Origin of the sequence: uncultured Allofournierella sp., assembly GCA_944382705.1 — a bacterium.
In the GTDB taxonomy this organism is placed as follows: Bacteria; Bacillota; Clostridia; order Oscillospirales; family Ruminococcaceae; genus Allofournierella.
The window spans coordinates 14,335-40,625 of sequence record CALWNE010000048.1; the positions used below are offsets into that span (position 1 = coordinate 14,335).

The window sequence follows — 26,291 nt, forward strand, 5'->3', positions numbered from 1 at the left end:
TCATTCTCCTTTGCAGGCCGCCAGGGCACGGCGGCCAATGTCGGTGCGTTTGTGCATCCCTTCAAATGCAATGGCCTCGCTGGCCTGGTAGGCCGCCTTTACAGCCTGTTCCAGGGTGTTGCCGGTGGCAGTTACCCCCAGCACACGGCCGCCGCTGGTTACCAGCTGGCCCTCCTGCTGGGCGGTGCCTGCATGGTAGACGGATGCACCGGTGCCGGGCAGCTGGCCCTGCTGGAGCCCGGTAATCACCTTGCCCTTACCATAGCTTTGGGGATAGCCGCCGCTGGCCAGGATGACACAGGCGGCGTGCTGGGGGCGAAAGTGCACCGGCACCTGGTCCAAAGTGCCATTGGTGCAGGCCAGCATAATTTCCAAAAGATCCCCTTCCAGCAGGGGCAGCACCACCTGGGTTTCGGGGTCGCCAAAACGGCAGTTGTATTCAATGACCTTGGGGCCGCTGGGCGTGAGCATCAGCCCAAAGTACAGGCAGCCCCGGAAGGGGCAGCCCTCTACTTCCATAGCCCGCAGGGTGGGCATAAAGATAGTTTCCATGCACTGGTCGGCAATTTCCTGGGTGTAGTAGGGGTTGGGCGCAATGGTGCCCATGCCGCCGGTGTTCAGGCCCTGATCTCCGTCCAGAGCACGCTTGTGGTCCATGCTGGAGACCATGGGTTTCAGGGTTTTGCCGTCGGCGAAGGCAAGCACGCTCACCTCCGGGCCGGTGAGGAATTCCTCCACCACCACCTGGCTGCCAGAGGCACCAAACACCTTGTCCTCCAGCATCTGGTGCAATGCCTGCCGGGCTTCCTCCTCGCTGTTGCAGATGAGTACGCCCTTGCCCAGAGCCAGCCCGTCCGCCTTAATCACCACTGGGTAGCGGCCCTGGCTGCGGATGTACTCCAGTGCAGGAGCACTTTCGGTGAACACCTGATACCGGGCGGTGGGGATGCCGTACTTGTGCATCAGGTCCTTGCTGAACGCCTTGCTGGCCTCGATGCGGGCGGCCGCTGCGTTTGGCCCAAAGGCAGGGATGCCTGCCTGGGCCAGACGGTCCACCAGTCCCATGGCCAGGGGGTCGTCCGGAGCCACCACCACATAGTCAAAGCCCTCCTTGCAGGCAAACTCCACCTGACCTTCCAGGTCGGTGGCCGCAATGGGGGCACAGGGTGCATCCAGAGCAATACCGCCATTGCCAGGAGCTGCCCACAGCTCGGTGCAAAGGGGGCTTTCTTTCAATTTGCGCACAATGGCGTGCTCACGGCCGCCACCGCCTACCACTAATACTTTCATTGTTGTTACTCCCTTGTTCTGGTACATTCCCTCAGAACGGCCGAAAAAAGGAGGCTGCCGCAATGCAAGAACCGGCCCATTGCCCTGCCGGTTCGGGGCAGCCTGCCTGTTTGAGGGGATTGTTTGGCTGCGCTTTTATCATTATACCAAACTTTTGCAGGGCCAAAAACCCCGCCGCTGGTTTTTATCAGTGATGGAACAGCCGGATGCCGCAGAAGGCCATGGCAATGCCGTACCGGTTGCAGGTATCAATCACTTGCTGGTCACGGATGGAGCCGCCGGGCTGCACAATGGCACACACGCCGCTGCGGTGGGCCCGCTGGATGTTGTCGCCAAAGGGGAAGAAGGCATCGCTGCCCAGCACTACCCCCTGCACACCGGCCAGCCACTCCCGCTTTTCCTGGGCGGTAAGGGGCTGGGGCTGCTGGGTGAAGGTCTCGGCCCACACATCATCGCCAATCACATCCTCGTATTCCTCGCTGATGTACACATCAATGGCGTTGTCCCGGTTGGGGCGGGCCACATCGGGGCGGAAGGGCAGGTTCAGCACCTTGGGATGGTGGCGCAGCTGCCAGATGTCCGCCTTGTTGCCGGCCAGGCGGGTGCAGTGAATCCGGCTCTGCTGGCCGGCACCCACGCCGATAATCTGGCCATCCTGGGCATAGCACACGCTGTTGGACTGGGTGTATTTGAGGGTAATCAGGCAGAGCAGCAAATCCCGCTTCTGCTCGGGAGTGAGGGTTTTATTCTCGGTTACCAGATGTTCCAGCATGGACTCGTTGATGTTCAGCTGGTTGCGGCCCTGCTCAAACACAATGCCGAACACCTGCTTGCGCTCCACCGGTTCCGGCTGGTAGTCCGGGTCAATCTGCACAATGTTGTAGCCTCCCTTGCGCTTTGCCTTGAGAATCTCCAGTGCTTCGGGGGTGTAGCCGGGGGCGATGATGCCGTCGCTCACCTCCGGCTGAATGATGCGGGCGGTGCTCTCGTCGCACACATCCGAAAGGGCAATCCAGTCGCCAAAGCTGCTCATCCGATCCGCACCACGGGCACGGGCGTAGGCGCAGGCCAGCGGGCTCAGCTCCATCCCTTCGCAAAAATACATCTTTTTGAGGGTGTCGTCCAAAGGCAGACCCAGGGCGGCACCTGCCGGGGATACATGCTTAAAAGAAGCCGCCGCAGGCAGGCCGGTGGCGGCCTTCAGTTCACGCACCAGCTGCCAGGCGTTGAGGGCATCCAAAAAGTTGATGTAGCCGGGGCGGCCGTTGAGCACTGTCACCGGCAGCTGCCCCTCCTTCACAAAGATGCGGGCGGGGGTCTGGTTGGGGTTGCAGCCGTATTTCAGTTCCAGTTCCTTCATGGTTGGGCCTCCTTACCTTACATAGAGTGGTATTGGTTGATGAGTATATCCTGGGTTTCGCCGGTGGCCAGGCAGATGCTGCGCACAAACAGGCTCACCTTATTGTCCGGGTTCAGGCTGTTCCAAAGCTTTTCTGCCAGTTCCTGAGGCTCCTGGGGCATCTGCACCCGCCAGGGCTCCCCTTCAAAGCTGGGAATGGGCGCACCGTCGCACCGGTAGGTGTGAATAAAATGCCCCTCCCCTGCCACGGGCTGGTACTCGTAGAAGTACCGGCGGCAGCCTTGGGGGTTGCCATCGGCACTTTTTAGGATGGACAGCTTATAGCTGCACCGGGCCTGGCTGTCATCCAGTTGCAGCAGGCCGCTGATGCGGGGGGTAAAGTTAGGGGCATCCGGCTCGAAGGTGCGGGTGCGCAGTGCCTGTTCAAAGGTGCCGCCCTGCATCATGGTTTGGTAGATGGTGTCGGTCTGGTCGCCGTTGGTCACAATCTGGGTGGTGCCGATGGTGCGCACCGGGTGATAGATAATCAGGCTGGGGTCCTCTAGCTTGGCCGGGTCCGCTGCTTTGGTGCGGATGCCGCCGGTTTGGGGCTGGGCTTCAAACACCCGGTTGCGGCTGTTGCCGCTGCGGCCCATGATAAAGTAGGCCAGCATTGCTTTGTCTGCCTTGGGGGTCAGCCCCAGCACAATGCCCCGGCCCGGATAGGTGTTGGTACCCACCAGAGTATAAAGATCCAGAAGTTCCATGTTGCCCTCCCTGTTGGCTCATTGATGATCGTACCGCTGGCAGACCTGGGCAATGGCACGGGGCAGAATCTCCCATTCTGCCTGTTCCATCACCCGGCGCTGCAAGGTTTCGGGGGTATCGCCGGGGAGCACCTCCACTGCCTTCTGGCACAAAATCTCCCCGCCGTCACAAATCTCGTTTACAAAGTGCACCGTGGCGCCTGTTACCTTAACGCCCTTTTGCAAAGCCGCCTGGTGCACCCGCAGGCCATAGTAGCCTTCTCCGCAAAAGCTGGGAATCAGGCTGGGGTGCACATTCAAAATGCGCTGGGGATAAGCGTCAATCACCGCCGGGCCCAGAATGCACAAAAACCCTGCCAGCACCACCAAATCAATGTTGTGCCGGTGGAGCAATTCCACCAGTGCCTGGTCATAGGCGGCACCGTCCCGGTAGGCTTTGCGCTCCAGTACCACCCCCTGCACCCCTGCGGCACGGGCACGCTCCAGGGCATACACCCCCGGCTTGGAAGCCACCACCAGCGTCACCCTGCCATGGGGATTGCCCCCGGCGGCCTGGTGGTCCAGAATGGCTTGCAGATTGGTGCCGGAACCGGACACCAGCACCGCAATGTTCAGCATAACTCCACGCCCTCGCCTTCTGCAATATGGCCCAGCACATAGGCTTGCTGGCCGTTTTGTGCCAGCACCTCCAGGGCCTTGTCCACCTCATGAGCAGCCACGGTGATTGCCATGCCCACGCCCATGTTGAAGGTGTTGTACATATCCCGCTCGGGTATGTTGCCCGCCTTCTGAATCACCCGGAACAGGGGCAGCACCCGAACATCCTCCCTGCGGATCACCGCCTTGCAGCCCGCTTTCAGGCTGCGGGGAATATTTTCGTAAAATCCGCCGCCGGTAATGTGGGAAATGCCCTTTACCTTTACCGCTTCCAGCAGGGCCAGCACCGGCTTTACATAAATGCAGGTGGGTTTTAGCAGAGCTTCGCCCAGGGTGCAGCCCAGCTGGGGGTAATGGGTATTCAGCACCTGGGGGTTGTGTTCCAAATCAAAGATCCGCCGCACCAGCGAAAACCCGTTGGAGTGTACGCCGGAGGAAGGCAGAGCCAGAATTACATCCCCCGGCTCCATTCCATCGTTGGACAGAATCCTGCTTTTGTCCACTGCGCCCACCGTAAAGCCTGCCAGGTCATATTCATCCTCCGGATAAAAACCGGGCATCTCGGCAGTTTCGCCCCCCACCAGAGCACAGCCAGCCTGTACACAGCCCTCTGCCACGCCAGCCACCAGCTGGGCAATCCGCTCTGGTACATTTTTGCCGCAGGCAATGTAATCCAAAAAAATCAGGGGCTTGGCACCGGCACAAACCACATCGTTTACGCACATGGCCACGCAGTCAATGCCCACGGTATCGTGCTTGTTCAGCAAAAAGGCCAGCTTTAACTTGGTGCCCACTCCGTCGGTGCCGGACACCAGCACAGGATGGGGCATATTGGTGCAGTCCAGCTCAAACAGGCCGCCAAAGCCGCCCAGGCCGCCCATTACACCGGGGATGGTGGTGCGGGCCACATGCTGCTTCATCAGCTCCACTGCTTTGTAGCCAGCGGTAATATCCACGCCTGCATCGGCGTAACTTTGGGAAAAACTCTTTTCCATGGTAAGGTCCTCCTTATGGTTGGGCCGCTGGGGGCGGCAGGGGCCTGGGTCAGCAGCCCAGCAGTCGGTTCATTACTTCCTGGTAGGCTTCCTCCTTGCCGCCCAGGTCCCGGCGGAACAGGTCCTTGTCCAGATGGGCGCCGGTGGTGGCATCCCAAAAGCGGCAGGTATCGGGGCTGATTTCATCCGCCAGCACGATGGTGCCATCGGCCAGACGGCCAAACTCCAGCTTGAAGTCAATCAGCCGAATGTTAAAGCCCAGCAGGTACTCGCTGAGAATGCGGTTTACCTCAAAGGCATAGTTGCTGATGGTGTCGATTTCCTCCTGAGTGGCAAGGCCCATGGCCAGGGCATGGTAGTGGTTAATCAGGGGGTCGTGGAGTTCGTCGTTTTTATAGCTGAACTCCAGGGTGGGGCATTTGAGCACGGTGCCCTCGGTCACGCCCAGCCGCTTGGAAAAGCTGCCTGCTGCCACATTGCGCACAATCACTTCCAGCGGCACAATCTCCACCTTTTTTACCAGGGTTTCCCGGTCGCTGAGTTCCTGCACAAAATGGGTGGGCACGCCCTTCTCCTCCAGCATCTTCATGAGATTGTTGGACAGGCGATTGTTCACCACGCCCTTGCCCCGGATAGTGCCCTTTTTGGCACCATCCCCGGCGGTGGCATCGTCCTTGTAATCCACAATTACTAGGTTGGGGTCCTGGGTGGCGAACACCTTTTTTGCCTTACCTTCGTACATCTGTTCCAGTTTGTTCATGATGACGCTCCTTTTTTATGCTGTGTAATGATTGGTTTGAATGCCGTATCTGCCGCCGGGGCTGTTACAGCTGGGCCAGTTCCTGTTGCAGGGCCTGCTCCTTTTTGGCAATCTGCTCTGCCATGTTCTGCCGGTCCTGCTCCAGCTTGCGGGCCAGGGCCTCGTCCGTAATGGCCAGCATCTGGGCGGCCAGAATTGCCGCATTCTTTGCACCATTCAGGGCAACGGCAGCCACCGGAATGCCGCTGGGCATCTGCACGGTGGCCAGCAAGGCATCCAGCCCGTCCATTGCGCCCCCCTTCATGGGAATACCAATCACCGGCAGGGTGGTGTTAGCGGCAATGGCACCGGCCAGATGGGCCGCCATGCCTGCTGCACACACAAGCACTCCAAAGCCCTGGCTGCGGGCCTGCTGGGCAAAGGCAGCGGCTTGGGCAGGGGTGCGGTGGGCACTTAAAATATGGGCCTCGCAGGGGATGCCCAGCCGCTTCAGCTCTGCGGCGGCGGCCTTTACCACCGGCCAATCACTGTCGCTCCCCATCAGGATGGCTACTTTTTTGGTTTGCATATCCAGTTGCTCCTTTCCTTGGGCGGTGCCCAAACCAACAAAAAAGGCCGCAGTGCTAGAATGCACTACGGCCTTTTGGATGCAGCGGTATTGCTGCTGGCAGAATGCTGCCCCTTAGCTGCTGCGCAGGGTACACTGCGGCCCTGACCGCTGTGTCCGAACGCTGCACTGTACATGGGGCAAACACCTCCGTAAATCCATGGTATTGCTTTAAGCTCCGGCCCTGGGGACCGGGGCTTTGTTTCAGTTCCACTTTCAGTTTAGAGCCTTAAGCCGCAAAATGCAACTGTTTTGCAGCCTGGGCAGCGGTTTTTCAGAAGTTTGGCTGGGTTGTGGAATATTCCACCTGTTTTTTTGGCGGTTCTACCAGTTGCGCTTTTTTATAGTCATACTCATTGCCCCGCCTGATGCACAATATCCTCAAACCGTGCCCCACACAGCTCCGCCAGCCGCTGAGGTTCCAGCTCAATCTGCGCGCCAATGCGCCCGCCGCTTACCACTATGGTGTGCTGTTCCACAGCGGATTGATGAATCACTGTGCCCAGCTGCTTTTTCATGCCCAGGGGGCTGCATCCACCCCGCACATAGCCGGTGACTTTAAGCAGGTCTGCCACCGGCAGCATGGCCACGCTTTTTTCGCCCACGGTGCGGGCCGCCTTCTTTAAATCCAGCTCCCCTTCCACCGGAATTACAAACACATAATGCTGGCCGCTGGCTGCCTTGGTTATCAGTGTTTTAAAGACTTGCTGGGGGTTCTGCCCCAGCTTATGGGCCACCGAAACCCCGTCTATGGCACCATCCTGGGTGCTGTATTCATGCACGGTGTAGGCTGCCTTGGCTTTATCCAGCAGCCGCATGGCATTGGTTTTGCTTTGCGCCATGGTTGGCTCTCTCCTTTTTGAATGGATTTCACCCCCGATTATATTCCTTTGCCAGAGATTCCACAAGTTTTTTCACCGCTTTACTTGACAAAAGTTTATTTTAGTGCTATTCTTAGCACATTCCCAGCAAATCTATCTACGGAGGCACACGGTCATGCTGAACGGTCTGTTTGCAAACTACTATTTTAGCTTTTACTTTATGGGTAAAGGCTTTGTTTGCTGTGACAGTTCCCGGAATCAGCCGGATGGTTGTACCTTGTAACCAGTCGTTCGCCGGAGACTTGCAGCAGCAGGTCTTCGGCTTTTTTCTTTCAGGCCCAGGGCTTGCGCTGCCAAATTTTTAAAGGAGTTATCTGCTATGATTATTATTGTTAACCGTCACGCCACTCCCGAACAGGTTTTGGAGCTTTCTTCCGAACTGGAAAGCATGGGCCTTTCCATCCACGACTATGTGGGGGTGCACACCCGGGTATTGGGCCTAGTGGGCAACACCGACCAGGTGAGTGAAAGCTGGCTGCGGGCAAAACCCGCTGTGGAAGATGTTCGCCGCATCAGCGAACCCTACAAAAAAGCCAACCGGAAGTTCCATCCCGTGGATACCCAGGTAACGGTAGGCAACACACAGATTGGTGCAGGCAAGTTTACCGTAATTGCCGGCCCTTGCAGTGTGGAAAGCCAGGAGCAGATTTGCCAGGTGGCTCAGGCCGTGCAGGCCAGTGGGGCCAGCCTGCTGCGTGGCGGCGCCTTCAAACCCCGCACCTCTCCCTACGCCTTCCAGGGTATGCGTGCAGAAGGCCTGGAACTGCTGCGGCTGGCCCGTGCCCAAACCGGTATGCCCATTGTGACGGAAATCATGAGCACCGATCATCTGGAGATGTTCCAGGATGTGGATTTGGTGCAGGTGGGCGCCCGCAATATGCAAAACTTTGAACTGCTGCGGGCAGTAGGCCAGCTGGGCAAGCCGGTTCTGCTCAAGCGTGGACTTTCTGCCACTTTGGAAGAGTTTGTAATGAGCGCCGAATACATCATGGCCGAAGGCAACGACCAGGTCATTTTGTGCGAACGGGGCATCCGCACCTTTGAAACCAGTATGCGCAACACGCTGGACATCTCCGCTGTGCCCATGCTCAAGCGGATGACCCACCTGCCGGTAATCATTGACCCCAGCCATGCAGCTGGCATTAACTGGATGGTAGAGCCTCTGGCTCAGGCTGCCGTTGCCGTAGGTGCCGATGGTCTGATGATCGAGGTACACAACGACCCTGCCAACGCCAAGTGTGATGGTGCACAGAGCCTGACTCCCGCCCAGTTCGAGGCATTGATGCAAAAAATCAAGGCCCAGGTGCCCTTCTTTGGCAAGGAACTGAACTAAGCTCTATAATACCTATTTATATTGCACAGCAAAATACTGCAATTTTCAGCACCCAAAGCCGTGTGGATGGGTCCTTGCCCTCCACACGGCTTTCTTTTGTGCCGCCGCTGGGGTATAATGGGGGTAGCACCCCCTATTCCAGATTGGTACAGCACGCCGAAAACTTGTTTTTGGGGCTTAATGTGCCCCTCAGAGCCTTTGGGCGCGAATTGTGGGGTGCTGCCTAAGAATAATCGCAGCAACAACTGCAAATACTGATGAAACCAGTAGAAAGGGTTTTTGTAATGAAAGCAAGAGTACGCCCTTCCACCCCCTGCGCTTTGGTGTGGAACTACCCCGAAACCCAGCCCGGCTGGCTTAAACTGCAAGAAATCTGCCTGGCATACGGCCTGACACTTCGCCCGGTGGGCAGCGCCCAGGCAGGGCACACCATTGGTGCATTGTGCCAGCTGCCCGGTGCCAGCCAAGCCGCCACTCTGCAATTTTTGCCGGATGACGCCTTCCCCTCTGCCCTCATTCTGCACGGACTGGATCGCAAACAGCTGGATGGACTTTTAAAGGAGCTGCGGGCAGCCCAGGTGCAGATTGCACTCAAGGCCATGGTTACCCCCACCAACCAGGCCTGGACCCTGGCCAACCTGCTGGGCGAGCTGTGCCGGGAACGGGATGAGTTTGCCCGCCGGGCAGCAGCTGCCAAGGAGCGTTTGCAGCAGGATTCTGCACAGTAACTGCACAGATTTTTGACTGCGTAGCCATTCCCTTTTCCGTTGATTTTTAGCTTTTTAAGAGCATTTTTCTTGTTTTGAAATCAAATTGTCATCTTTTTCACGCTAAAAAAAGATTGACAATCTTCTCACATGAAAAATATAATAAAGTCATAAGCTTTCACAGTTTTGGCAGGCCCCCTGGCGCTGCCGGCAAATCGTTGCGGATGATATGCGGTTTGCCCTGCACCCCCAGCGGGTGCCTGAAAGTGATGTATGAGAGGAGATACTACCCATGAAAAAAGCACTTGCACTTGTAATGGCTGCCTGCCTGGCTTTCAGCCTGGTTGCCTGCGGCGGTAACACCACCAGCACCAGCACCAGCGCTTCTTCCGCTGCTTCTACCAGCACCGACAGCACCTCCACCGGCACTGCCACCGCCACCGGCGCTCTCAAGACCGGCCTGGCTGTTGTTTCTTCTGTTAGCGTAGCCGACGCCGACGCCGATACCGATGGCAAGGCTCAGGTAAGCAGCACCGTTGCCGCTGTTCTGGTGGACAGCGAAGGCAAAATCGTGGACTGCAAGCTGGATGTGGCCCAGAACAAGGTGCCCGTTAAGGCTGACGGCAGCTTTGAAATCGAGGGTGTTACCTTCCGTTCCAAGCAGGAGCTGAAGGAAGAGTACAACATGAAGGGCGCTTCCGCTATCGGCAAGGAGTGGTACGAGCAGGCCAACGCCTTTGCAGCTGCCATGGTTGGCAAGACTGCTGAGGAGGTTGCCGGCATCGAGATCGATTCCGAGAACCACGGCGGCCCTGTGGATGCCGACCTGGCTGCTTCCTGCACCATGGGTGTTGAGGCTTTCATTGAGGCTATTGTAGCTGCTGTAAACAATGCCCAGGAGCTGGGCGCTCAGGCTGGCGATACCCTGGGCCTGGGTGTTACCACCGAGATGAGCCATTCTGCTGCTGTTCCCGCCGACAACGAGGGCGAGGGTCTGATTCAGACCGATACCACCTACGCTGCTGTAACCTACACCGCTGACGGCACCATCACCAGCGCTGCTGTGGACTGCACCCAGGCTAAGTTCAACACCACCGAAGAGGGTGTTGTAACTGCCAAGACCGAGGAAATTGTTTCCAAGCAGGACCTCAAGGAGAATTACAACATGAAGGGTGCCTCTGCAATCGGCAAGGAGTGGTACGAGCAGGCTAATGCCTACGCTGCTAACCTGGTTGGCAAGACCGCTGCCGATGTGGCTGGCATTGCTGCTGGCGAGGCCGACCTGGCTGCCAGCTGCACCATGAGTGTAGACGCCTTCAACGAGGCTGTTACCCGCGCCATGGCCTAAGGCAACCGGCAATTTGCCGCTGCCATTTTTCCAGGATGTACCGGGCAGGCTGCCATTTGGCAGCCTGCCCTCTTTGTTTGCCATCACTGGCCCTATTCCCGCTGGGAGGTATTGCATCTATGCCTGCAACAACGCTTGACCGCACCCCACTTTCAACAAAATTCCGTCGCCTGCTGCAAGGCGGCCCTTCGAGGGCGGAATACCTGATTTTTGGCGGCCTTACTGCACTGTTCTGGCTGCTGTTTGCCCACCCCGACCTTGTGGAAACTGCCCGTCACGGCTACATCCTGATTCGCAGTACACTGGATGGTAATTTTTTAGGATTTTTTGAGGATACATTTCAGCGCACTTATGGGTATGTATACACCAATGCAGCCCATTATAATATTCTGATGTATGTTTTATATGCCGTCTGGCAGCTGCCCCTGTATCTTTTGGAACAGCTGTTTGGCTTTGCCTGCTCCGACCTGGTGCTTACGCTGTGGTGCAAAGCCATTGGCATTGGCTTTTACCTTGGCTGCGGCTTTGTGCTGCGCCGCCTGGCCCAGCTGGCAGGCTGTGAACCAGCCACCAGCCAGTGGGTACCCCTGCTGTTCTGGCTTAACCCCATCAGCTTTTTTACCACGGTCATCATGGGCCAGTACGATAGCATCTGTCTGTTCTTTTTGCTGCTTTCTCTGGTATTCTATCTGCAAAACAGGCTCACCGCCTTTTCCCTGATGATGGGCGTGGGCATGGTATTCAAGTTTTTCCCCCTGTTTGTGCTGGTTCCCCTGTTGCTTCTGGCCGAAAAGCGACCCCTTCGCCTTGTGTGGCACGGCATTTGCAGCCTGTGGCTCTACCTGCCCACCACCTTGCTGTTTTTGGGGCATACCGGGGATGCCGCTGTGTTCAACGATTTGATGATACAGCGGCTGTTTGCCCAGATTTTTGCCGGCGGCGTAATGGATGCTTCCCAGTTTGGGCTGTGGATGGTGGTGCTGTGCGCCGCCGCTTACCTGTACCAGCCAAAGGGTGCTCAGCAGCATACCCAGGCTGCCCTATACGGCGCACTGGCTGCCTTTTGCCTGTTGTTCCTGTTTGTGTACTGGCATCCGCAGTGGCTGATTCTGCTGGTGCCTTTTGCTCTGCTTACCACCCTTATGCTGCCCAACAAGGCCCCCTTTGTGTGGCTGCATCTGGTGTTCTGTGCAGGGTTCTTTCTGGTTATGGCCCAGCTGTTTCCCGCTGCACTGGAAGGCAATCTGCTGGATTTTGGGCTGTCCAAGCTGTTTACCGGCCTTTCCTATTCTGCTGTGCCTTCCCCCCGTTTCAACGGCTTTTATTTTGGGCTGATTCCTTACCTCACACAGCTGGCCCCGGTTCTGTTTTACGGGCCGCTGTTCTGTGAATTGATCTTTAAGCTGCCCCTGGGCTCCGCTGCCTTGGCCCAGCGGATGGGCGGTGCTCCCCTGCCGTTCAGTCACCGGCTGGCAGCCTGGGGCAGCTTTGCCGCCCTGGTGGGTATCTGGCTGGTTCCCACCCTGTTCAGCTATTGCAAGACCTTTGGCTTTTTATAATCCTATTATTTTAAAGGAGCTTTGTTATGGCAAAACGCATTTGCGCCGCCTTTTTGGCCCTCTGCCTTGGCCTTACCCTGGCAGGCTGCGGGTCTTTGGGGCCCTCTGGTTCCACCTCCACGGCAGAAGACCCTTCCATGGCAGGATGGCAAAAATTCACTGCCACCTGGTTTGATGTGTTTGATACCGTTACCAATGTGGTGGGCTACGCCCCCAGTCAGGAGGAGTGGGACAACCAGATGCAGGCCCTTCACCAGGACCTGCAAACCTACCATAATTACTACGATATCTATTACTCCCACGAAGGCATTACCAACCTGCGGGATGTAAACCAGCTGGCAGGCCAGAGCCCGGTAAAGGTGGATGCCCCCATCATGGACCTGCTGCTGGAAGCCAAGGAGCTGTACCAGATGACCCAGGGCAAGCTGAACATCACCTTGGGCACCGTGCTTACCATCTGGCACGATTACCGGGAAGCCGGCCTGGAAGACCCGGACAATGCCGCTCTGCCCCCCATGGAGGATTTGCAGCAGGCCGCCCAGCACTGCCATATTGAGGATTTGGTGCTGGACCAGGAGGCCGGTACAGTTTACTTTGCCGACCCGGAGATGCAGCTGGATGTGGGCAGCGTGGGCAAGGGTTATGCGGTGGAACAGGTGGCCCTTGCCGCCCAGGCCCGGGGCCTGCAAAGTGCCCTCATCAGTGTGGGGGGCAACCTGCGCTCCATTGGGCACAAGCCGGATGGCAGCCTGTGGACCGGCGGCGTGCAGGACCCCTGGGCCTCGGTGGGGCAGTCCATGAATACTGCCCCCTATCTGGCGGCGGTGCAGCTGGAAAATCAGTCCCTGGTTATCAGCGGCGATTACCAGCGGTTCTACACCGTGGACGGCAAACGGTACCATCATCTCATTGACCCGGACACCCTCATGCCCGCAGACCTGTTTTCGGCGGTGGCGGTGCTCTGTGCCGATTCCGGCCTGGCAGACTGCCTGACCACCGGCCTGTTCTGCCTTTCGCTGGAGGAAGGCCAGGCCATGGTGGAATCCATGGAAGGGGTAGAGGCCATGTGGATGCTGCCGGACGGTACGATTGTATATTCCTCCGGGTTTGAATCCCATGTAAAGCCCCAGCAAAGCTAACGCTCCTGTATATGAAAAAGCACCTCTGCCCGGCATAAGCCGTTGACAGAGGTGCTTTTTGTGTTGTTTCAGGCAAGAAGCATCCGGTCCTGGGTCAATTCTGTGCCGGATTTCTGGCGGAATTGCTGGGCCAGCTCCTGCACCGTCATGGCGGCCCGGCTTTGCCCTTGCAAATCCAGCACAATACGGCCCTGGTCCATCATCAGGGTACGGCTGCCCACCTTGAGGGCCGTGTGCATATCGTGGGTAATCATCAGGCAGGTAATGTTATGCTGCTCCACCAATCGGCAGGTTAGCTCCAGCACCTGCTGGGCTGCGGCAGGGTCCAGGGCGGCGGTGTGTTCGTCCAGCAGCAAAAGCCGGGGCGGCACCAAGGTAGCCATCAGCAGGGTGAGAGCCTGCCTCTGCCCGCCGCTGAGCAGCCCCACCGGCTGGTGCATCCGTTCCTCCAGGCCCATATCCAGCTGGGCCACCGCTTTGCGCAGCTCCTGGCTGATGACCTTGGGAGGCATGGACCACAGGCTGCCCCGGCTGCGATGAAGGGCTAGCCGGAGGTTTTCTTCCACTGTAAGGTGAGGAGCCGTGCCCTTGAGCGGGTCCTGAAACAACCGGCCAATTTGGCGGCTGCGCCGGTGCTCCGGCAGGAGCGTAATGTCCTTGCCATCCAGCAGAATGCGCCCTCCATCGGGATAAAATGCGCCGGAAATGGCCGCCATCAAGGTGCTTTTGCCCGCTCCGTTGGAGCCGACCACCACCGCAAACTCCCCCTCTTCCAGGTGAAGGCTCAAATCCTTGAGCACCTGCTTTTGGGTGGGCGTGCCGGGCTGAAAGGTATGGGTTAAGGCTTGTAGGGTCAGCATGGGGTATCTCCTTTCCGTGCCGCTGCTCGGCGGCGCTGCAAATTTACCTTGCGCACAAGGGCAGGCCAGCCAATGACCACCGCTACAATGATGGCGCTAATCAGTTTCAGGTTGGCCGGGCTGGCACTGGCCCGCAGGGCCAGTGCCATAAGCAGCCGGTAGGCCACTGCGCCCAGCAAGGCGGCAGCCACGCCCCGCACTACGCCGCCCCGGCCCACCAGCACCTCGCCCAGCATCAGGCTGGCAAGGCCGATGACCACCACGCCGGTGCCCAGGCTCAGGCTGCTGGACTGCTGATACTGGGCCAGCACAGCCCCCGCCAGGGCCGTGCAGCCGTTGGCCAGTGCTAAACCCAGTACCACAAGGCCTGCGGGGTTGAGGGCACAGGCCCGCACCATAGCCCGGTTATCTCCGGCTGCTCGCAGGGCAAGCCCCAGCCGGGTTTTTAAAAACAAGGCCAGCAAAACCGCCGCTCCTATGGTAAGCAGCGCAGCCATGGCCAGTGCGCCAGCTCCTTGGCCCAGCAGTACCTGGACCTTGGTGAACACGGTATCCACCCAGAGCAGGGGCAGGTCGGCCCGGCCGCCCATCACCCACAGGTTGATGGTGTACAGGCCGGTCATGGTGATAATGCCTGCCAGAATAGGCTGAACCTCCAGCTGGGTATGAAGGAGGGCCGTTACCAGACCGGCCAGCATTCCTGCCCCAAAGCCTGCCACAAGGCCCAGCAGCGGGTGCCCTGCCTGGGCACACACCGCCGAAACGCCGCACCCCAGCACAAAGCTGCCGTCGGTGGTCAAATCCGCCACATCCAGCACCCGGTAAGAAAGATAGAGTGCCAGCGCCACCAATCCGTAGATGAGGCCCTGTTCCAGCGCCCCCTGCAACATGAGAACACTCATTGTTTGCTGCTCCTTTCCCGGTGTTATTCTACCGTTACAAAACCATTTGCGTCCAAATCGAACACCTGAGGGTCAATGCCCAAGGCTTGGGCCGTGGTAACATTCACGGTGGTCACTCCACCCTCTGCCAACTGCACCGGCAGGCTGCCTGCATCGGCCCCTTCCAGCACCTGTTCCACCATCTGTGCTGTCAGCTCTCCCAGCTGGGTGTAGTTTACCCCGGTGGTGGCAAGGCCTCCATCCCGCACCATGCTGTCCGCTGCGGTGTACACCGGAACCCCTGCCTGAATGGCCTGCTGGGCAAGGGTACTCATGGCACTGGCCACCGTGTTGTCGATGGGTACAAACAGGGCTTCTGCCTTTTGGGCCAGCAAGTCCTGGGTTGCCATCTGCACCTCGCCAGGGTTTGTAACGGTGGAAAACACCAGATTGATTCCCTTCGGGTCCGCCAGCTGCTTAAGCTGTTCCACCATGGCCACACTGTTGGGCTCGCTCAGGTTGTACACAACGCCCAGGGTTTTTAACTGGGGAGCCTGTGCCGCAATCAATGCCAGAATGCGGTTCAAATCAATTTGATCGGATACGCCGGTCATGTTGTTGCCCGGCTGCTCCATGGACTGGGCCAGCTGAGAGCCCACAGGGTCTGCTACGGCACTGTACACCAGGGGAATGCCGCTGCCCTGAACTGTGGCTGCCGCAATCAGCGCAGCGGGGGTTGCAATGGGCACAATCATATCCACCTGTTGATCCAAAAACAGGGTGGTGCTGTCCCGCAGGGCAGCGGCATCCCCCTGGCCATTCTTTACAACAATCTTTACCGGGGTATTGGTTGCAAGGGCGTATTGCTCCAGCTCCTGCTGGATGGCCGTGCAGATTTCATCCAGGCTGGAATGGCTGGTGTACTGCAAAATGCCCACGGTGTACCCTTCTTTGGCCTCACTTGCCGCCATGCTTTGTGCCGGTGCGGCACAGCCGGTGACCAACAGGCCAACGGCCAAGGCGAGGGCGGTAAAAACAGATGCTTTCATGGTGGTTCCTCCTTTGTTGTGTTCAGGCTTGGTGTTCCCGGTGCTGGCCGGGATTGGATTTACTGCACAGCCCCGCAGACAATAAAAAAAGACCTGCGCCTGCCCATGGCTATGCCATGAGCAAGGACAGGTCTTGAATCATTCAAAACTTGCGGTGCCACCTTGCTTGCCTGTGCCGCTCTTTGCCGCCTAAAACAACAACGCTCCATCAGGCCACCTCAACGGGATGCCAACACACCCCTGCTCTGTAACGGGAGCTCCCGTTTTCGGCTACTGGGCCTTGGATATGCCGTTTGCCGAAACCCTCGGCGGTCCATTTACAGGCCTTTGCCCTTGTGCAAAAGCCCTCTGCTCCGCTTATCGCCGGGCTTTCAGCCTTGGCCCGGCTCTCTGTGGATGCGCTTGCAGCTTTATCTCCGCCTCATCGGTTTACCCTATTAAAGCACGGGCCAGCAGCTTTGTCAATGCCTTTTAGCAAATCTATCGCAAAATTAAAATAGTTCTGTGAATTTTTTAGGGAATCACTGGTTCTGTCACCTTATCTGGTGTATAATAAGCATTGTTTGTTCGGCTGTTCGGCCCCCTGCGGCTCCTTTTTGTGAGCCCCTGGGCAGAACGAGCTGTACCAAAGCAGGCTTTTGGCCTGCGTTTGAAGGAATAGGAGGAACATTCTTTTGAAGAAATTCATCATTCGCCTGGCTGCCTTCATGCTGGTAGCCGCCATGACCGCCAGCTTTGCTGCCTGCGGCAACAGCAACAGCGATTCCACTTCCGGTGCAGACAGCACCAGCACCTCTACCTCTGGCGAAACCGCCCAGATGGTGGATATCCCTTACAGCAAGGGCCTGTCTGAGGATGGCCTGTGGGAAGGCATTAACATGGCTGACTATGTTACCCTGCCCGAGTACAAAAATCTCACCGTGCCCGCTGCGGATGTAACCCCCACCGAGGAGGACATCGAGAGCGTGCGCCAGAACCTGCTGTCCGGCTTTGGTGAAGCCACCCAGATTACCGACCGGGCCGTAGAAGACGGCGATTTGGTAAACATCGACTATGTGGGCACCGTGGACGGTGTGGAGTTTACCGGCGGCAACACCCAGGGCAACGGCACCACCGTGACCGCTGGCTCCACTGCCTATGTGGACGACTTCCTGACCCAGATTATCGGCCATAAGCCCGGCGAGACCATGGATGTGGTGGTTACCTTCCCCGAAGATTACAACGACTCCACCGATGCCGACGGCAACACCGTTGTGCTGGCCGGTAAGGAAGCTGTATTCAAGACCACCATCAACTACATCGAGGGTGAGACCGTTTACCCCGATTTTGACGATGCTTTTGTAACCGAAAACCTGAAGGAAAGCTATGGCTGGACCACCGCCGAAGAGGCCAACCAGGGCATTGCTCAGCAGCTGCAGGATTACAACAAGTACCAGTACCTGGTGGACTACCTGCTGGAGAACTCCACTGTGACCGAAATCCCCGAAACCATGATGAGCATCATGCTGGAGCAGGAGGAAGCCAACCTGAACAATGTGGCTGCCTCCAATGGCATGACTGTGGACTATATCCTGATGTTCTACGGCTACGAAAGCCTGGACGCCTTCCGTGAGGATTTCAAGACCTCCAGCGCAGACCAGATTAAGCTCCAGATGATTTACCAGCTGATTGGCGAGAAGGAAAGCCTGATTCCTTCTGACGAGACCCTGAAAACCGAACTGGGCGACAGCTACGACAGCTCCATCGAAACCTACGGCAGCCCCTATATGCACCGCCAGCTTCTCATGAGCAATGTAACCAACTTCCTGATGGACAACAACGCCATCGGCTAAGCTTCCCGCTTGCAGCAGCCCTGCAAAGGCCTGTACTCTTGCCCAAGAGTACAGGCCTTTTTTTGTGAATTCTGCCTCTTGCTTTTAACCGTTTTGTCAATCTAATACTCTGTCAAGGACAAAAAAGCAAATTTTGTAGATAAAATTGAAAACCTTAACGCATCATGTTATAATAGGCAACAGATTTTTGTTTTGTATTACCATCCACAAAATTTATCCGTTTATTTACAGGAGGTTTCTGCCTATGTGTGGCATTGTAGGATATACCGGCAACAAGCCCTGCACCAATCTTTTGCTGGACGGCTTGAGCCGTTTGGAGTACCGTGGTTACGATTCGGCAGGTATTGCCCTGATTGACCAGAACGGCATTTACATTGCCAAGGAAAAAGGCCGGCTGGACCAGCTGCGTCAGCTGCTGGAGCAGGCTCCCCTGCCCAGCTGCACCTGCGGTATCGGCCACACCCGCTGGGCTACCCATGGCGTGCCCAGCCAGGTAAACAGCCATCCCCACAGCGCCCAGCGGGTAAGCCTGGTGCACAACGGCATCATTGAAAACTACGCCCAACTGAAGGAGTACCTCATTCATAAGGGCTACACCTTTGTGAGCGAGACCGACACCGAGGTGCTCACCAAACTCATCGACCTGCATTACAGCGGCAATGCACTGGAAGCCCTGCAAAAGGCACTGGCTCAGGTGCGGGGCAGCTATGCGCTGGGTGTTCTGTTTGAGGACCAGCCCGGCATTCTGTACGCAGCCCGCCGGGAAAGCCCCCTGATTGTGGGCTTTGGCGAAGGCGAGCAGTTCATCGCCAGCGACATTCCTGCCCTGCTGCCCTATACCCGCCAGTATGCTGTACTGGAGGAGGGCGATCTGGCCGTACTCACTGCCGACAGCGTGCAGTTCTACGACCAGCTGGGCGAGCCTGTTCAGCGCCAGACCCTTACCGCTCAGTGGGATGTGGACGCAGCGGAAAAGGGCGGCTTTGAGCACTTTATGCTGAAGGAAATCCACGAGCAGAGCCAGGTGGTACAGGCAACTCTGGGTGCCTACATCCAGAACGGCCTGCCCCATCTGGGCGACCTGGGCCCCACCGATGAGCAGCTGGCCGCTGTGCGCCGGGTGCACCTGGTGGGCTGCGGCACTGCCATGCACGCAGGCATGGTGGGCCAGCAGGCCATCCATCGCCTGGCCCGCATTCCGCTGGATGTTTCCATCGCCAGCGAGTTCCGTTACTCCGACCCCATCCTGGGGCCTGAGGATCTGGTGGTCGTGGTAAGCCAGAGCGGCGAAACCCTGGACACCCTGGCTGCCCTCAAGCTGGCCCGCCAGCAGGGCTGCCCCACCTTGGCCGTGGTCAATGTGCTGGGCTCATCCATGGCCCGCAACGCCCAGTGGGTCATGTACACCCACGCCGGCCCGGAAATTGCCGTGGCAAGCACCAAGGCTTACAGCGTGCAGCTGGCTGCTTTGTATCTGCTGGCCCTGCGTCTGGGCATGGTCAATGGCCGTCTGAACGACCAGCAGGCCGCCGAGCTCACCGCCCAACTTCAGCAGGTTCCTGCTTTGCAGCACCAGCTGCTGGAGCAGTGCCAGCAGGTGAAATACCTGGCCAGCCAGTTCCAGCACAGCTCCGATTTGTTCTTTATGGGCCGTGGTCTGGACTATGCCCTCTGCCTGGAAGGCAGCCTGAAGCTGAAGGAAATCAGCTATGTACACAGCGAAGCCTACGCCGCAGGCGAACTGAAGCACGGCACTATCTCGCTGGTGGTAGAAGGCACCCCCGTGGTGGCACTGGCCACTCAGAAGGCTCTGTTTGAAAAGACCCTCAGCAACATTAAAGAGGTGCGCAGCCGTGGTGCACGGGTGCTGTTCATCTGCCCTGAAGGCACCGAACTGCCCGCTGAAGCCGCCGACTTTGTGCTGCGTCTGCCGGTGGTGGAGGAGCTGTTTATGCCCCTGCTTTCCATCGTTCCCATGCAGCTGTTCGCTTACTATATGAGCGTGCTCCGTGGCTGCGATGTGGATAAACCCCGCAACCTGGCCAAGAGCGTAACCGTAGAATAATCGCTCACTCACTTTTCCACAAAAAAGCCCCCACCTGGTGGAAAACCTGCCCGGTGGGGGAACTTATACCGCAAACATAAAAAAGCCCCGTTCCGGACATCCAGCCGGAACGGGGCTTTTGTGTATGCTTTGAACATTTGACCGTCGCGCTTTGGTATGCCCGGCAGCGTGTTTACCTCACGGTGCTGGCTGGCACCTTTGGCAGGAGCAAGGCCTGGACCCTTCTGCCGTTCGGCCTTACACCTGGTCCAGCCGGTTCAAATCGTACGGCGTTGCCTGGTACACATAATGGTTGAGCCAGTTGGTATACAGCAGGAACGCATGGCTGCGCCAGCGGGCCACCGGAGCCTGGGAGGGATCGTTCCCCGGGTAGTAGTTGCAGGGGGGCGCAATTTCCAGCCCCCGCTCCAAATCCCGGCGATACTCCTGGTCCAGTGTGTCCTCATCGTATTCCGGATGGCCGGTCACAAAAATCTGCCGCCCGCCATGGCTGGTTAGCAGATACGGCCCTGCCTGGGGGCTTTGGGCCAGCACCTGCACCTGCTGGCATTGCTCCAGCTGGTGGGCACAAAGCCCGGTGTGCCGGGAGTGGGGGGCGTAGAACAACGGGTCAAACCCTCGCACCAGAGGGGTTTCCGGCCGCAGCACATGGTGCTCAAACACGCCGAACATCTTGCCGGGCAAAAGCTCCTTGCCAATGCCGTAGTGGTAATGCAGGGCGGCCTGGGCTCCCCAGCAGATGTGCAGGGTGGAATAGACATTGGTTTTGGAAAACTCCAAAATGCGGCACAGTTCCGGCCAGTAATCCACCTGCTCAAACTCCAGCTTTTCCACCGGGGCACCGGTGATAATCATGCCGTCAAACCGCTGGTGCTGCACCTGCTCAAAGGTTTTGTAAAAAGCCTCCAGATGCTCGCCGGACACATGGGCAGCCTGATGGCTGGCGGTGTGCAGCAGGGTAAGCTCCACCTGGATGGGGCTGTTGGCCAGCAGCCGGGCCAGCTGGGTTTCGGTGGCAATCTTGGTGGGCATAAGATTAAGAACCAGGATTCGCAGCGGCCGAATTTCCTGGCTTTCTGCCCGCTGCCGGTGCATTACAAAAACATTTTCCTGTTCCAGCGCCCGGTAGGCGGGCAGCTCTTTGGGGATAATGAGGGGCATGGTGCTTCTCCTTTTTGGGACTGTGAGGGGCTGCTTAAATCTGATCCAGTGCCTGGGCCAGGTCTGCAATCAAGTCCTGCGCATCCTCAATGCCGCAGGACATACGCACCAAATCGGCCCCCACGCCAGCAGCTTGCAACTGTTCGTCGGTCATCTGCCGGTGGGTGGTGCTGGCAGGGTGCAGAATGCAGGTGCGGGCATCCGCCACATGGGTTTCGATGGCGCATACCTTGAGGTGGGACATAAAGTCTGCCGCCGCCTTGCGGCCTGCCTTTACCCCAAAGCTAACCACACCGCAGCAGGCACCGCCCAGGTATTTCTGGGCCAGCTGATGATAGGGGTCCTGGGGCAGGGCGCAGCAGCGCACCCAGCTGATTTTGGGATGATTTTGCAGGAAGGAAGCCACCGCCAGGGCATTTTCTCCATGGCGTTTCATCCGCAGATGCAGGCTTTCCAGCCCCAGATTCAGCATAAACGCATTCTGGGGGCTCTGCACATTGCCCAAATCCCGCATAAGCTGGGTTGTGGCCTTGGTGATGTAGGCCCCTTCCAGACCAAACTTTTCGGTGTAAACTACCCCGTGGTAGCTTTCGTCCGGTGTGCAAAGACCGGGGAATTTTTCCGGGTAAGCGGTCCAGTCAAACCGGCCTGCTTCCACAATGCAGCCCCCCAGTCCGGCACCGTGGCCGTCCATGTACTTTGTGGTGGAGTGGACCACAATATCTGCCCCCCATGCAAAGGGCTTGCAGTTCACCGGGGTGGCAAAGGTGTTATCTACCACCAGGGGTACACCATGGGCGTGGGCCGCCTTTGCAAATTTTTCGATGTCCAGCACGGTGAGGGCCGGGTTTGCAATGGTTTCGCCAAACACCAGCTTGGTGTTGGGGCGGAAGGCCCGGTCCAGCTCCTCCGGGGTGCAGTCCGGGTCCACAAAGGTCACTTCCAGGCCCATGCGCTTCATGGTAACGGCAAACAAATTGTAGGTACCGCCATAGATGCTGGCACTGCTTACAATGTGGTCGCCGCAGCCTGCCAGGTTGAACACCGCATAAAAGTTGGCTGCCTGGCCGCTGCCGGTAAGCATGGCGGCTGTCCCACCTTCCAGAGCGCAGATTTTGGCTGCCACATGGTCGCAGGTGGGGTTTTGCAGGCGGCTGTAAAAGTAGCCGCTTGCCTCCAAATCAAACAGCTTGCCCATATCCTCCAGGGTATCGTATTTAAAGGTTGTGCTCTGCACGATGGGGATTTGCCGGGGTTCCCCATTGCCGGGGGTGTAGCCTGCTTGTACACACTGGGTATCAAACCGTAATTCCATTGCCGTTCCCTCTCTTTATTGGTTACTAAAGCTTTTGCTTTAGTACTATTTTACTCTGCAAAAGCAGCCCTTGCAAGCCCCGGCCGCCTCTCTGGCCTAAAAAGAATCAGACCGCCCTCAAAAAGGGCGGTCTGGCCAGGGTTAATGAGGTTGCCGGCGGGCAGCTGCCAGCTGCTCCATCTGGCGCATGGTTTGCAGGCAGCCCAGTGCCAGACTGTTGAAATACAGCTTGCCTTCCAGCTGACCCCAGGTGTTCTGGGTGTCATCGGTTTGCAGCGAGGCACCCAGCTGCTCCTGCATATAACTTTCCTTTACCCTGCGAATGGAGTCCTCCAGATTATCCAGCAGTTCCTCCAGCAGGTGGCTGTGCTGGGGCTCCATCTTGGGGCGGCTGCGCAGGTAGTCGTTCAGCTGTTCCATCTCGCACAGCAGCTGCCGGTTCATGGGCAGCATCTGGCTGTAAAAGGTTTGCTGGCTGCTGGTCATTTTGTCCTTCATGTAGGCGGTAATTTCCTGTTCCAGCAGGTGGGAGCGCACCATACCATCCCGCAGCTGGTTCAAGTCCTCCTGCCCCTCCTGGTACTGGCGGCGCAGCTGGGCCAGCATGGCCAGGTCGGTGTCAAACAGTTCTGCCACACTCTGGGTGAACTCCCGTTTTGCAGTGGTGGGCAGCAAAAACCGGTTGGCCAAAAAGGCGGTGGCTGCTGCCAGCCCCACATACAAAATGCGCAGTCCGCTGGCTGTGGTTACCTCCAGGCTCAGCTGGGCCATGGTCAGGCCGTAGCAGGTGGAGTACACGGTCATGGTCCAGGAGGTTACCGGCACATAGTACATAAAGCAGGTCATTGCAATCATAATGGCCAGGTATCCCGCCATGGTGTGCACCCATTGCATCAGCAGCATGGTCACTGCAACGCCTCCCAAAGTGCCCAGAATTCGGTTGCTGATGCGCACCACGCTTTCCTCTGCATAGGGCATAAGCATCAAAAAGGCGGTCATGGGGTACCAGTAGGCGTGTTCCAGGCCGCTGGCTACCGCAAAGGCAAAGGAAAGGCTGAGCACCACCGAAAGACGCAGGGCAAACCGAAGCTGAAACTGCTGTGGCACCGCCAGCCGCACCCGTTTGGGGGCGCGGCGGGGTATCTGCCAGCTGCGCTGGGGCCGGGAGGCAGAACACCTGGGCAGTTCCTTGGCAGCCAGCTCCAGCAGCCCCAGCATCTGATTCATGGCCTGGGCTGCGGCCTGGTTCTGCAACTGGTACTCTGCTTGAAACTGCTGTACCTGCCGGATGAGAGCGCTGTTGTCCTGAGAATTCAGCTGGCGGGAAGCCTCTGCCAGAATCCGGCTCAGCTGCCTAAAATACAGCTGGTCCGCCGGGTGGAGGGGCTGGGCTACAAAGTGATCGGTAAAATAATAAAACCGCTGGAATAAAATCATAAACCAGTAATTGATTTTGCCGTAGCCATCCGCCAGATAGGTAAACCCACGGGTGGCATAAATCACCTGGTTCATATGGGCCATCATGCCGGGCAGTGCGCCGTGCTCCGGTGCGATGTCCTCCCCTTTGGATAACTTATCCAGCTGAACCGAGAGGTTGTGCAGCCCCTTGCGCACCGTACCGTAATGACGGCGGCGGTGCATCAGCCGGTTCCAGCCCCACAGGGCAGCGGTGGTAACCCCCAGCCCATAGGCCAGCGCTGCCAGCTGGATGGGCAGCTGGCTGAGGGGAATGGGCAGCAGCTGCAAAAACACAAACTCCATGCAGTACACAAAGTAGGCTTTGGGGGTGAACTTGGAGCTAAGCAGGTAGACCAGAACAAAGGGCACCAGCAAATCCAGCACAAGGGTGGTAACAAGGTTTCGGCTGGCAGCAAAGGCCGCCAGGCAGGCCAGCAGCATCAGCACCCACACCCGCACCATCTCCCTGGGTACAAATTCCTGCTGGTAACGGGTGCGGAACAAAAGGGTTAAAAAGGAGGAAAGCATCACATACCGCAGCCCAAACAGCCCATACAGGCTCAGGAGCAAAAACAGCGAGACGATAATAATGGGAGCAGCGGCAATCCAGCGGGTACGCCAAACCAGCAGCCGCTGCTGCAATGAATTAGACAGAATAATCCCCTTCCTTAAACAATGATAGTACCGGGCCCGTTTTACGGCAGACTTTACCGCAGCAGCCGTTTTACCATATTCAGCTTGGAGCTGGTATAGGGCGGATAGGCAGCGGTAAGGGGCATTTTGTCGGTACGGCGCAGCACACTGCGCTGATGTGAGAAGGTATCAAAGCTGTGCTTGCCGTGGTAGGCACCCATGCCGGAAGGGCCTTTGCCCCCAAAGGGCAGGCTTGGAGCCAACAGGTGGTTTACGGTATCGTTGATGCACATACCGCCGCTGGAGGTGCTCTCCATTACCCGGCGCATGGTCTGCTTGCTGCCGCTGAACAGGTACAGGGCCAAGGGTGTGGGCCGCTGACCAATCCAGCCCAGGGCCTGTTCCAGATTCTTGTACACCAGTACCGGTAGAATGGGGCCAAACAGTTCCTGCTCCATGCAGGCGCTGTCCAGCTGGGCCGGATACAAAATCGTAGGAGCAACCAGCCGCTGGTCCAGTTCCACCTGTCCGCCGTACCAAATCAAAGCCTTGTCCCGTTTCAGAATGTCTGCCAGCCGGGCGGTGTGCTGCTGCGTTACAATGCGGCCATAATCTGCACTGGAGGCTGGCTGCTGCCCGTAAAACGCCTGGATGGTGCTGCGGAGCTTTTGCAGCAGGGGCTGGGCAATGCTTTCCTGCACCAGCAGATAGTCCGGCGCCACACAGGTCTGGCCTGCGTTGATGAATTTGCCCCACACGATGCGCTGGGCTGCCAAATCCAGGTTGGCGGTTGCATCCACAATCACCGGGCTTTTGCCGCCCAGCTCCAGGGTAATGGGGGTAAGTTTGTTGGCCGCAGCCTGCATCACAATGCGGCCCACCCGCTCGCTGCCGGTAAAAAAGATGTGATCCCAGGTTTGATCCAGCAGGCAGGTGTTGGGTTCCTTGCCCCCTTCCAAAAAGGCCACATACTCCGGCTCAAAGGCTTTGGCAATCACCTGTTTCAGCACTCTGGCGGTGTTGGGCACCAGCTCGGAGCAGCTCAGGGTGGCGCAGTTGCCCGCTGCAATGGCCCCCACCAAAGGTACCAGCAGCAGCTGCACCGGGTAGTTGAAGGGGCCCAGAATCAGTACCACCCCTTTAGGCTGGGGCACCACCCAGCCGCTGGCGGGCTGAAGCATCATGGGCACCGGCTGACGGCGGGGTTTTGCCCAGCGGTTCAGCTGCCGCACCGTTTGGCGAATCTCCGCCAAAACCATGCCGATTTCGGTGGCCCAGCTTTCCATGGGGCTTTTGCCCAAATCCTGAGCCAGGCTTTGTTCCAGCTGGGCAGAAAACTGCTCCAGCGTTTTGTATAGCCGCAGCAGCTGTTGTTTACGCCAGGCCACCGGCAGAGTTTTGCCGGTTTGGTAAAAAGCCCTCTGGCTGTTGTTCAGCTGCTGTACCTGCCGGTAAAGTGGTGTATCCTTCATTGTATACTCCTTTATTATGTGCTCCTTACTTAGGCTCTTGTTACACAATGCGCTGTGTGCATAAGCCAGTGCGTGCAGTGCCATGCTTGTATTGTACCACCCGGCCGGGTAAAAAAACAACAACGCTCTTTTACGGCTTGCCCAAAGCAGTGGCGCAACTGTTAACTTTTTGTGAAAACACTT

The 26,291-nt window shown here is 57.8% G+C and carries 22 protein-coding genes; 7 read left to right on the top strand and 15 right to left on the bottom strand.

What is annotated here, in order from left to right; translation table 11 throughout:
- The 8 genes from purD to ybaK form a co-directional block, all read right to left on the bottom strand.
- Window positions 1-1,290: a phosphoribosylamine--glycine ligase gene (purD, locus tag ACH2EM_RS07275; protein WP_395151472.1), complete on the bottom strand. Its 1,290-nt coding sequence runs from the start codon at window positions 1,288-1,290 to the stop codon at window positions 1-3.
- 187 nt (window positions 1,291-1,477) lie between these two features.
- Window positions 1,478-2,650, bottom strand: coding sequence for a phosphoribosylaminoimidazolecarboxamide formyltransferase (locus tag ACH2EM_RS07280; RefSeq protein ID WP_395151473.1), 1,173 nt, complete (start codon window positions 2,648-2,650; stop codon window positions 1,478-1,480).
- Window positions 2,651-2,667: 17 nt separating this feature from the next.
- Window positions 2,668-3,396: an IMP cyclohydrolase gene (locus tag ACH2EM_RS07285; RefSeq protein WP_395151474.1), complete on the bottom strand. Its 729-nt coding sequence runs from the start codon at window positions 3,394-3,396 to the stop codon at window positions 2,668-2,670.
- Between the two features lie 18 nt (window positions 3,397-3,414).
- Window positions 3,415-4,014, bottom strand: a complete 600-nt coding sequence (gene purN / locus ACH2EM_RS07290; protein ID WP_395151475.1) for a phosphoribosylglycinamide formyltransferase — start codon at window positions 4,012-4,014, stop codon at window positions 3,415-3,417.
- Window positions 4,008-5,048 carry a phosphoribosylformylglycinamidine cyclo-ligase gene (gene purM, locus ACH2EM_RS07295; protein ID WP_395151476.1) on the bottom strand — a complete coding sequence of 347 codons (1,041 nt, stop codon included), beginning with the start codon at window positions 5,046-5,048 and terminating at the stop codon, window positions 4,008-4,010. The genes purN and purM overlap by 7 nt, the downstream gene beginning before the upstream one ends.
- Window positions 5,049-5,097: 49 nt before the next feature.
- Window positions 5,098-5,808: a phosphoribosylaminoimidazolesuccinocarboxamide synthase gene (purC, locus tag ACH2EM_RS07300; protein ID WP_395151477.1), complete on the bottom strand. Its 711-nt coding sequence runs from the start codon at window positions 5,806-5,808 to the stop codon at window positions 5,098-5,100.
- Between the two features lie 64 nt (window positions 5,809-5,872).
- On the bottom strand, window positions 5,873-6,376 hold the full coding sequence (gene purE, locus ACH2EM_RS07305) for a 5-(carboxyamino)imidazole ribonucleotide mutase (protein WP_395151478.1): 504 nt from the start codon (window positions 6,374-6,376) through the stop codon (window positions 5,873-5,875).
- A 392-nt stretch (window positions 6,377-6,768) separates the two neighbouring features.
- Window positions 6,769-7,257: a Cys-tRNA(Pro) deacylase gene (gene ybaK, locus ACH2EM_RS07310; RefSeq protein ID WP_395151479.1), complete on the bottom strand. Its 489-nt coding sequence runs from the start codon at window positions 7,255-7,257 to the stop codon at window positions 6,769-6,771.
- Between the two features lie 358 nt (window positions 7,258-7,615).
- On the opposite strand from ybaK, the gene aroF reads away from it, so the two are divergent.
- The 5 genes from aroF (at window position 7,616) to ACH2EM_RS07335 (ending at window position 13,382) form a co-directional block, all read left to right on the top strand.
- Window positions 7,616-8,629 carry a 3-deoxy-7-phosphoheptulonate synthase gene (gene aroF / locus ACH2EM_RS07315; protein WP_395151480.1) on the top strand — a complete coding sequence of 338 codons (1,014 nt, stop codon included), beginning with the start codon at window positions 7,616-7,618 and terminating at the stop codon, window positions 8,627-8,629.
- 284 nt (window positions 8,630-8,913) lie between these two features.
- Window positions 8,914-9,357: a DUF3783 domain-containing protein gene (locus tag ACH2EM_RS07320; RefSeq protein ID WP_395151481.1), complete on the top strand. Its 444-nt coding sequence runs from the start codon at window positions 8,914-8,916 to the stop codon at window positions 9,355-9,357.
- 271 nt (window positions 9,358-9,628) lie between these two features.
- Entirely contained in the window at window positions 9,629-10,684 is a 1,056-nt protein-coding gene (locus ACH2EM_RS07325; protein ID WP_395151482.1) for a hypothetical protein, read from the top strand.
- 119 nt (window positions 10,685-10,803) lie between these two features.
- Window positions 10,804-12,243: a hypothetical protein gene (locus tag ACH2EM_RS07330; protein WP_395151483.1), complete on the top strand. Its 1,440-nt coding sequence runs from the start codon at window positions 10,804-10,806 to the stop codon at window positions 12,241-12,243.
- Between the two features lie 26 nt (window positions 12,244-12,269).
- Window positions 12,270-13,382 carry an FAD:protein FMN transferase gene (locus ACH2EM_RS07335; RefSeq protein ID WP_395151484.1) on the top strand — a complete coding sequence of 371 codons (1,113 nt, stop codon included), beginning with the start codon at window positions 12,270-12,272 and terminating at the stop codon, window positions 13,380-13,382.
- A gap of 68 nt (window positions 13,383-13,450) precedes the next feature.
- Here the strand turns inward: ACH2EM_RS07335 and ACH2EM_RS07340 are convergent, their stop codons facing one another.
- The 3 genes from ACH2EM_RS07340 to ACH2EM_RS07350 are packed head-to-tail and all read right to left on the bottom strand — an operon-like array spanning window position 13,451 to window position 16,172.
- Entirely contained in the window at window positions 13,451-14,242 is a 792-nt protein-coding gene (locus ACH2EM_RS07340; RefSeq protein ID WP_395151485.1) for an ABC transporter ATP-binding protein, read from the bottom strand.
- A complete protein-coding gene (locus ACH2EM_RS07345; protein WP_395151486.1) occupies window positions 14,236-15,144 on the bottom strand; it encodes an ABC transporter permease in 909 nt (302 codons plus the stop codon). Before ACH2EM_RS07345 ends, ACH2EM_RS07340 begins: the two co-directional genes overlap by 7 nt.
- Before the next feature lie 23 nt (window positions 15,145-15,167).
- Window positions 15,168-16,172 (bottom strand): ABC transporter substrate-binding protein, encoded by a 1,005-nt coding sequence (locus ACH2EM_RS07350; RefSeq protein WP_395151487.1) that lies wholly within the window; start codon window positions 16,170-16,172, stop codon window positions 15,168-15,170.
- A 674-nt stretch (window positions 16,173-16,846) separates the two neighbouring features.
- Between ACH2EM_RS07350 and ACH2EM_RS07355 the strand changes: the two genes are divergently transcribed.
- Together ACH2EM_RS07355 and glmS are read left to right on the top strand one after the other, a co-directional pair.
- Window positions 16,847-18,004: an FKBP-type peptidyl-prolyl cis-trans isomerase gene (locus ACH2EM_RS07355; protein ID WP_395151488.1), complete on the top strand. Its 1,158-nt coding sequence runs from the start codon at window positions 16,847-16,849 to the stop codon at window positions 18,002-18,004.
- Between the two features lie 244 nt (window positions 18,005-18,248).
- Window positions 18,249-20,069, top strand: a complete 1,821-nt coding sequence (glmS, locus tag ACH2EM_RS07360) for a glutamine--fructose-6-phosphate transaminase (isomerizing) (protein ID WP_395151489.1) — start codon at window positions 18,249-18,251, stop codon at window positions 20,067-20,069.
- Window positions 20,070-20,306: 237 nt separating this feature from the next.
- Here glmS and metA read toward each other — a convergent pair whose 3' ends face one another.
- The 4 genes from metA to ACH2EM_RS07380 form a co-directional block, all read right to left on the bottom strand.
- A complete protein-coding gene (metA, locus tag ACH2EM_RS07365) occupies window positions 20,307-21,230 on the bottom strand; it encodes a homoserine O-succinyltransferase (RefSeq protein ID WP_395151490.1) in 924 nt (307 codons plus the stop codon).
- A gap of 34 nt (window positions 21,231-21,264) precedes the next feature.
- On the bottom strand, window positions 21,265-22,545 hold the full coding sequence (locus ACH2EM_RS07370; protein WP_395151491.1) for an O-acetylhomoserine aminocarboxypropyltransferase/cysteine synthase family protein: 1,281 nt from the start codon (window positions 22,543-22,545) through the stop codon (window positions 21,265-21,267).
- A 141-nt stretch (window positions 22,546-22,686) separates the two neighbouring features.
- The gene (locus ACH2EM_RS07375; RefSeq protein ID WP_395151492.1) at window positions 22,687-24,645 is read right to left on the bottom strand and encodes an FUSC family protein; all 1,959 of its coding nucleotides are present in this window, start codon (window positions 24,643-24,645) and stop codon (window positions 22,687-22,689) included.
- A 65-nt stretch (window positions 24,646-24,710) separates the two neighbouring features.
- A complete protein-coding gene (locus ACH2EM_RS07380) occupies window positions 24,711-26,108 on the bottom strand; it encodes an aldehyde dehydrogenase (protein ID WP_395151493.1) in 1,398 nt (465 codons plus the stop codon).
- Window positions 26,109-26,291: the final 183 nt, after the last annotated feature.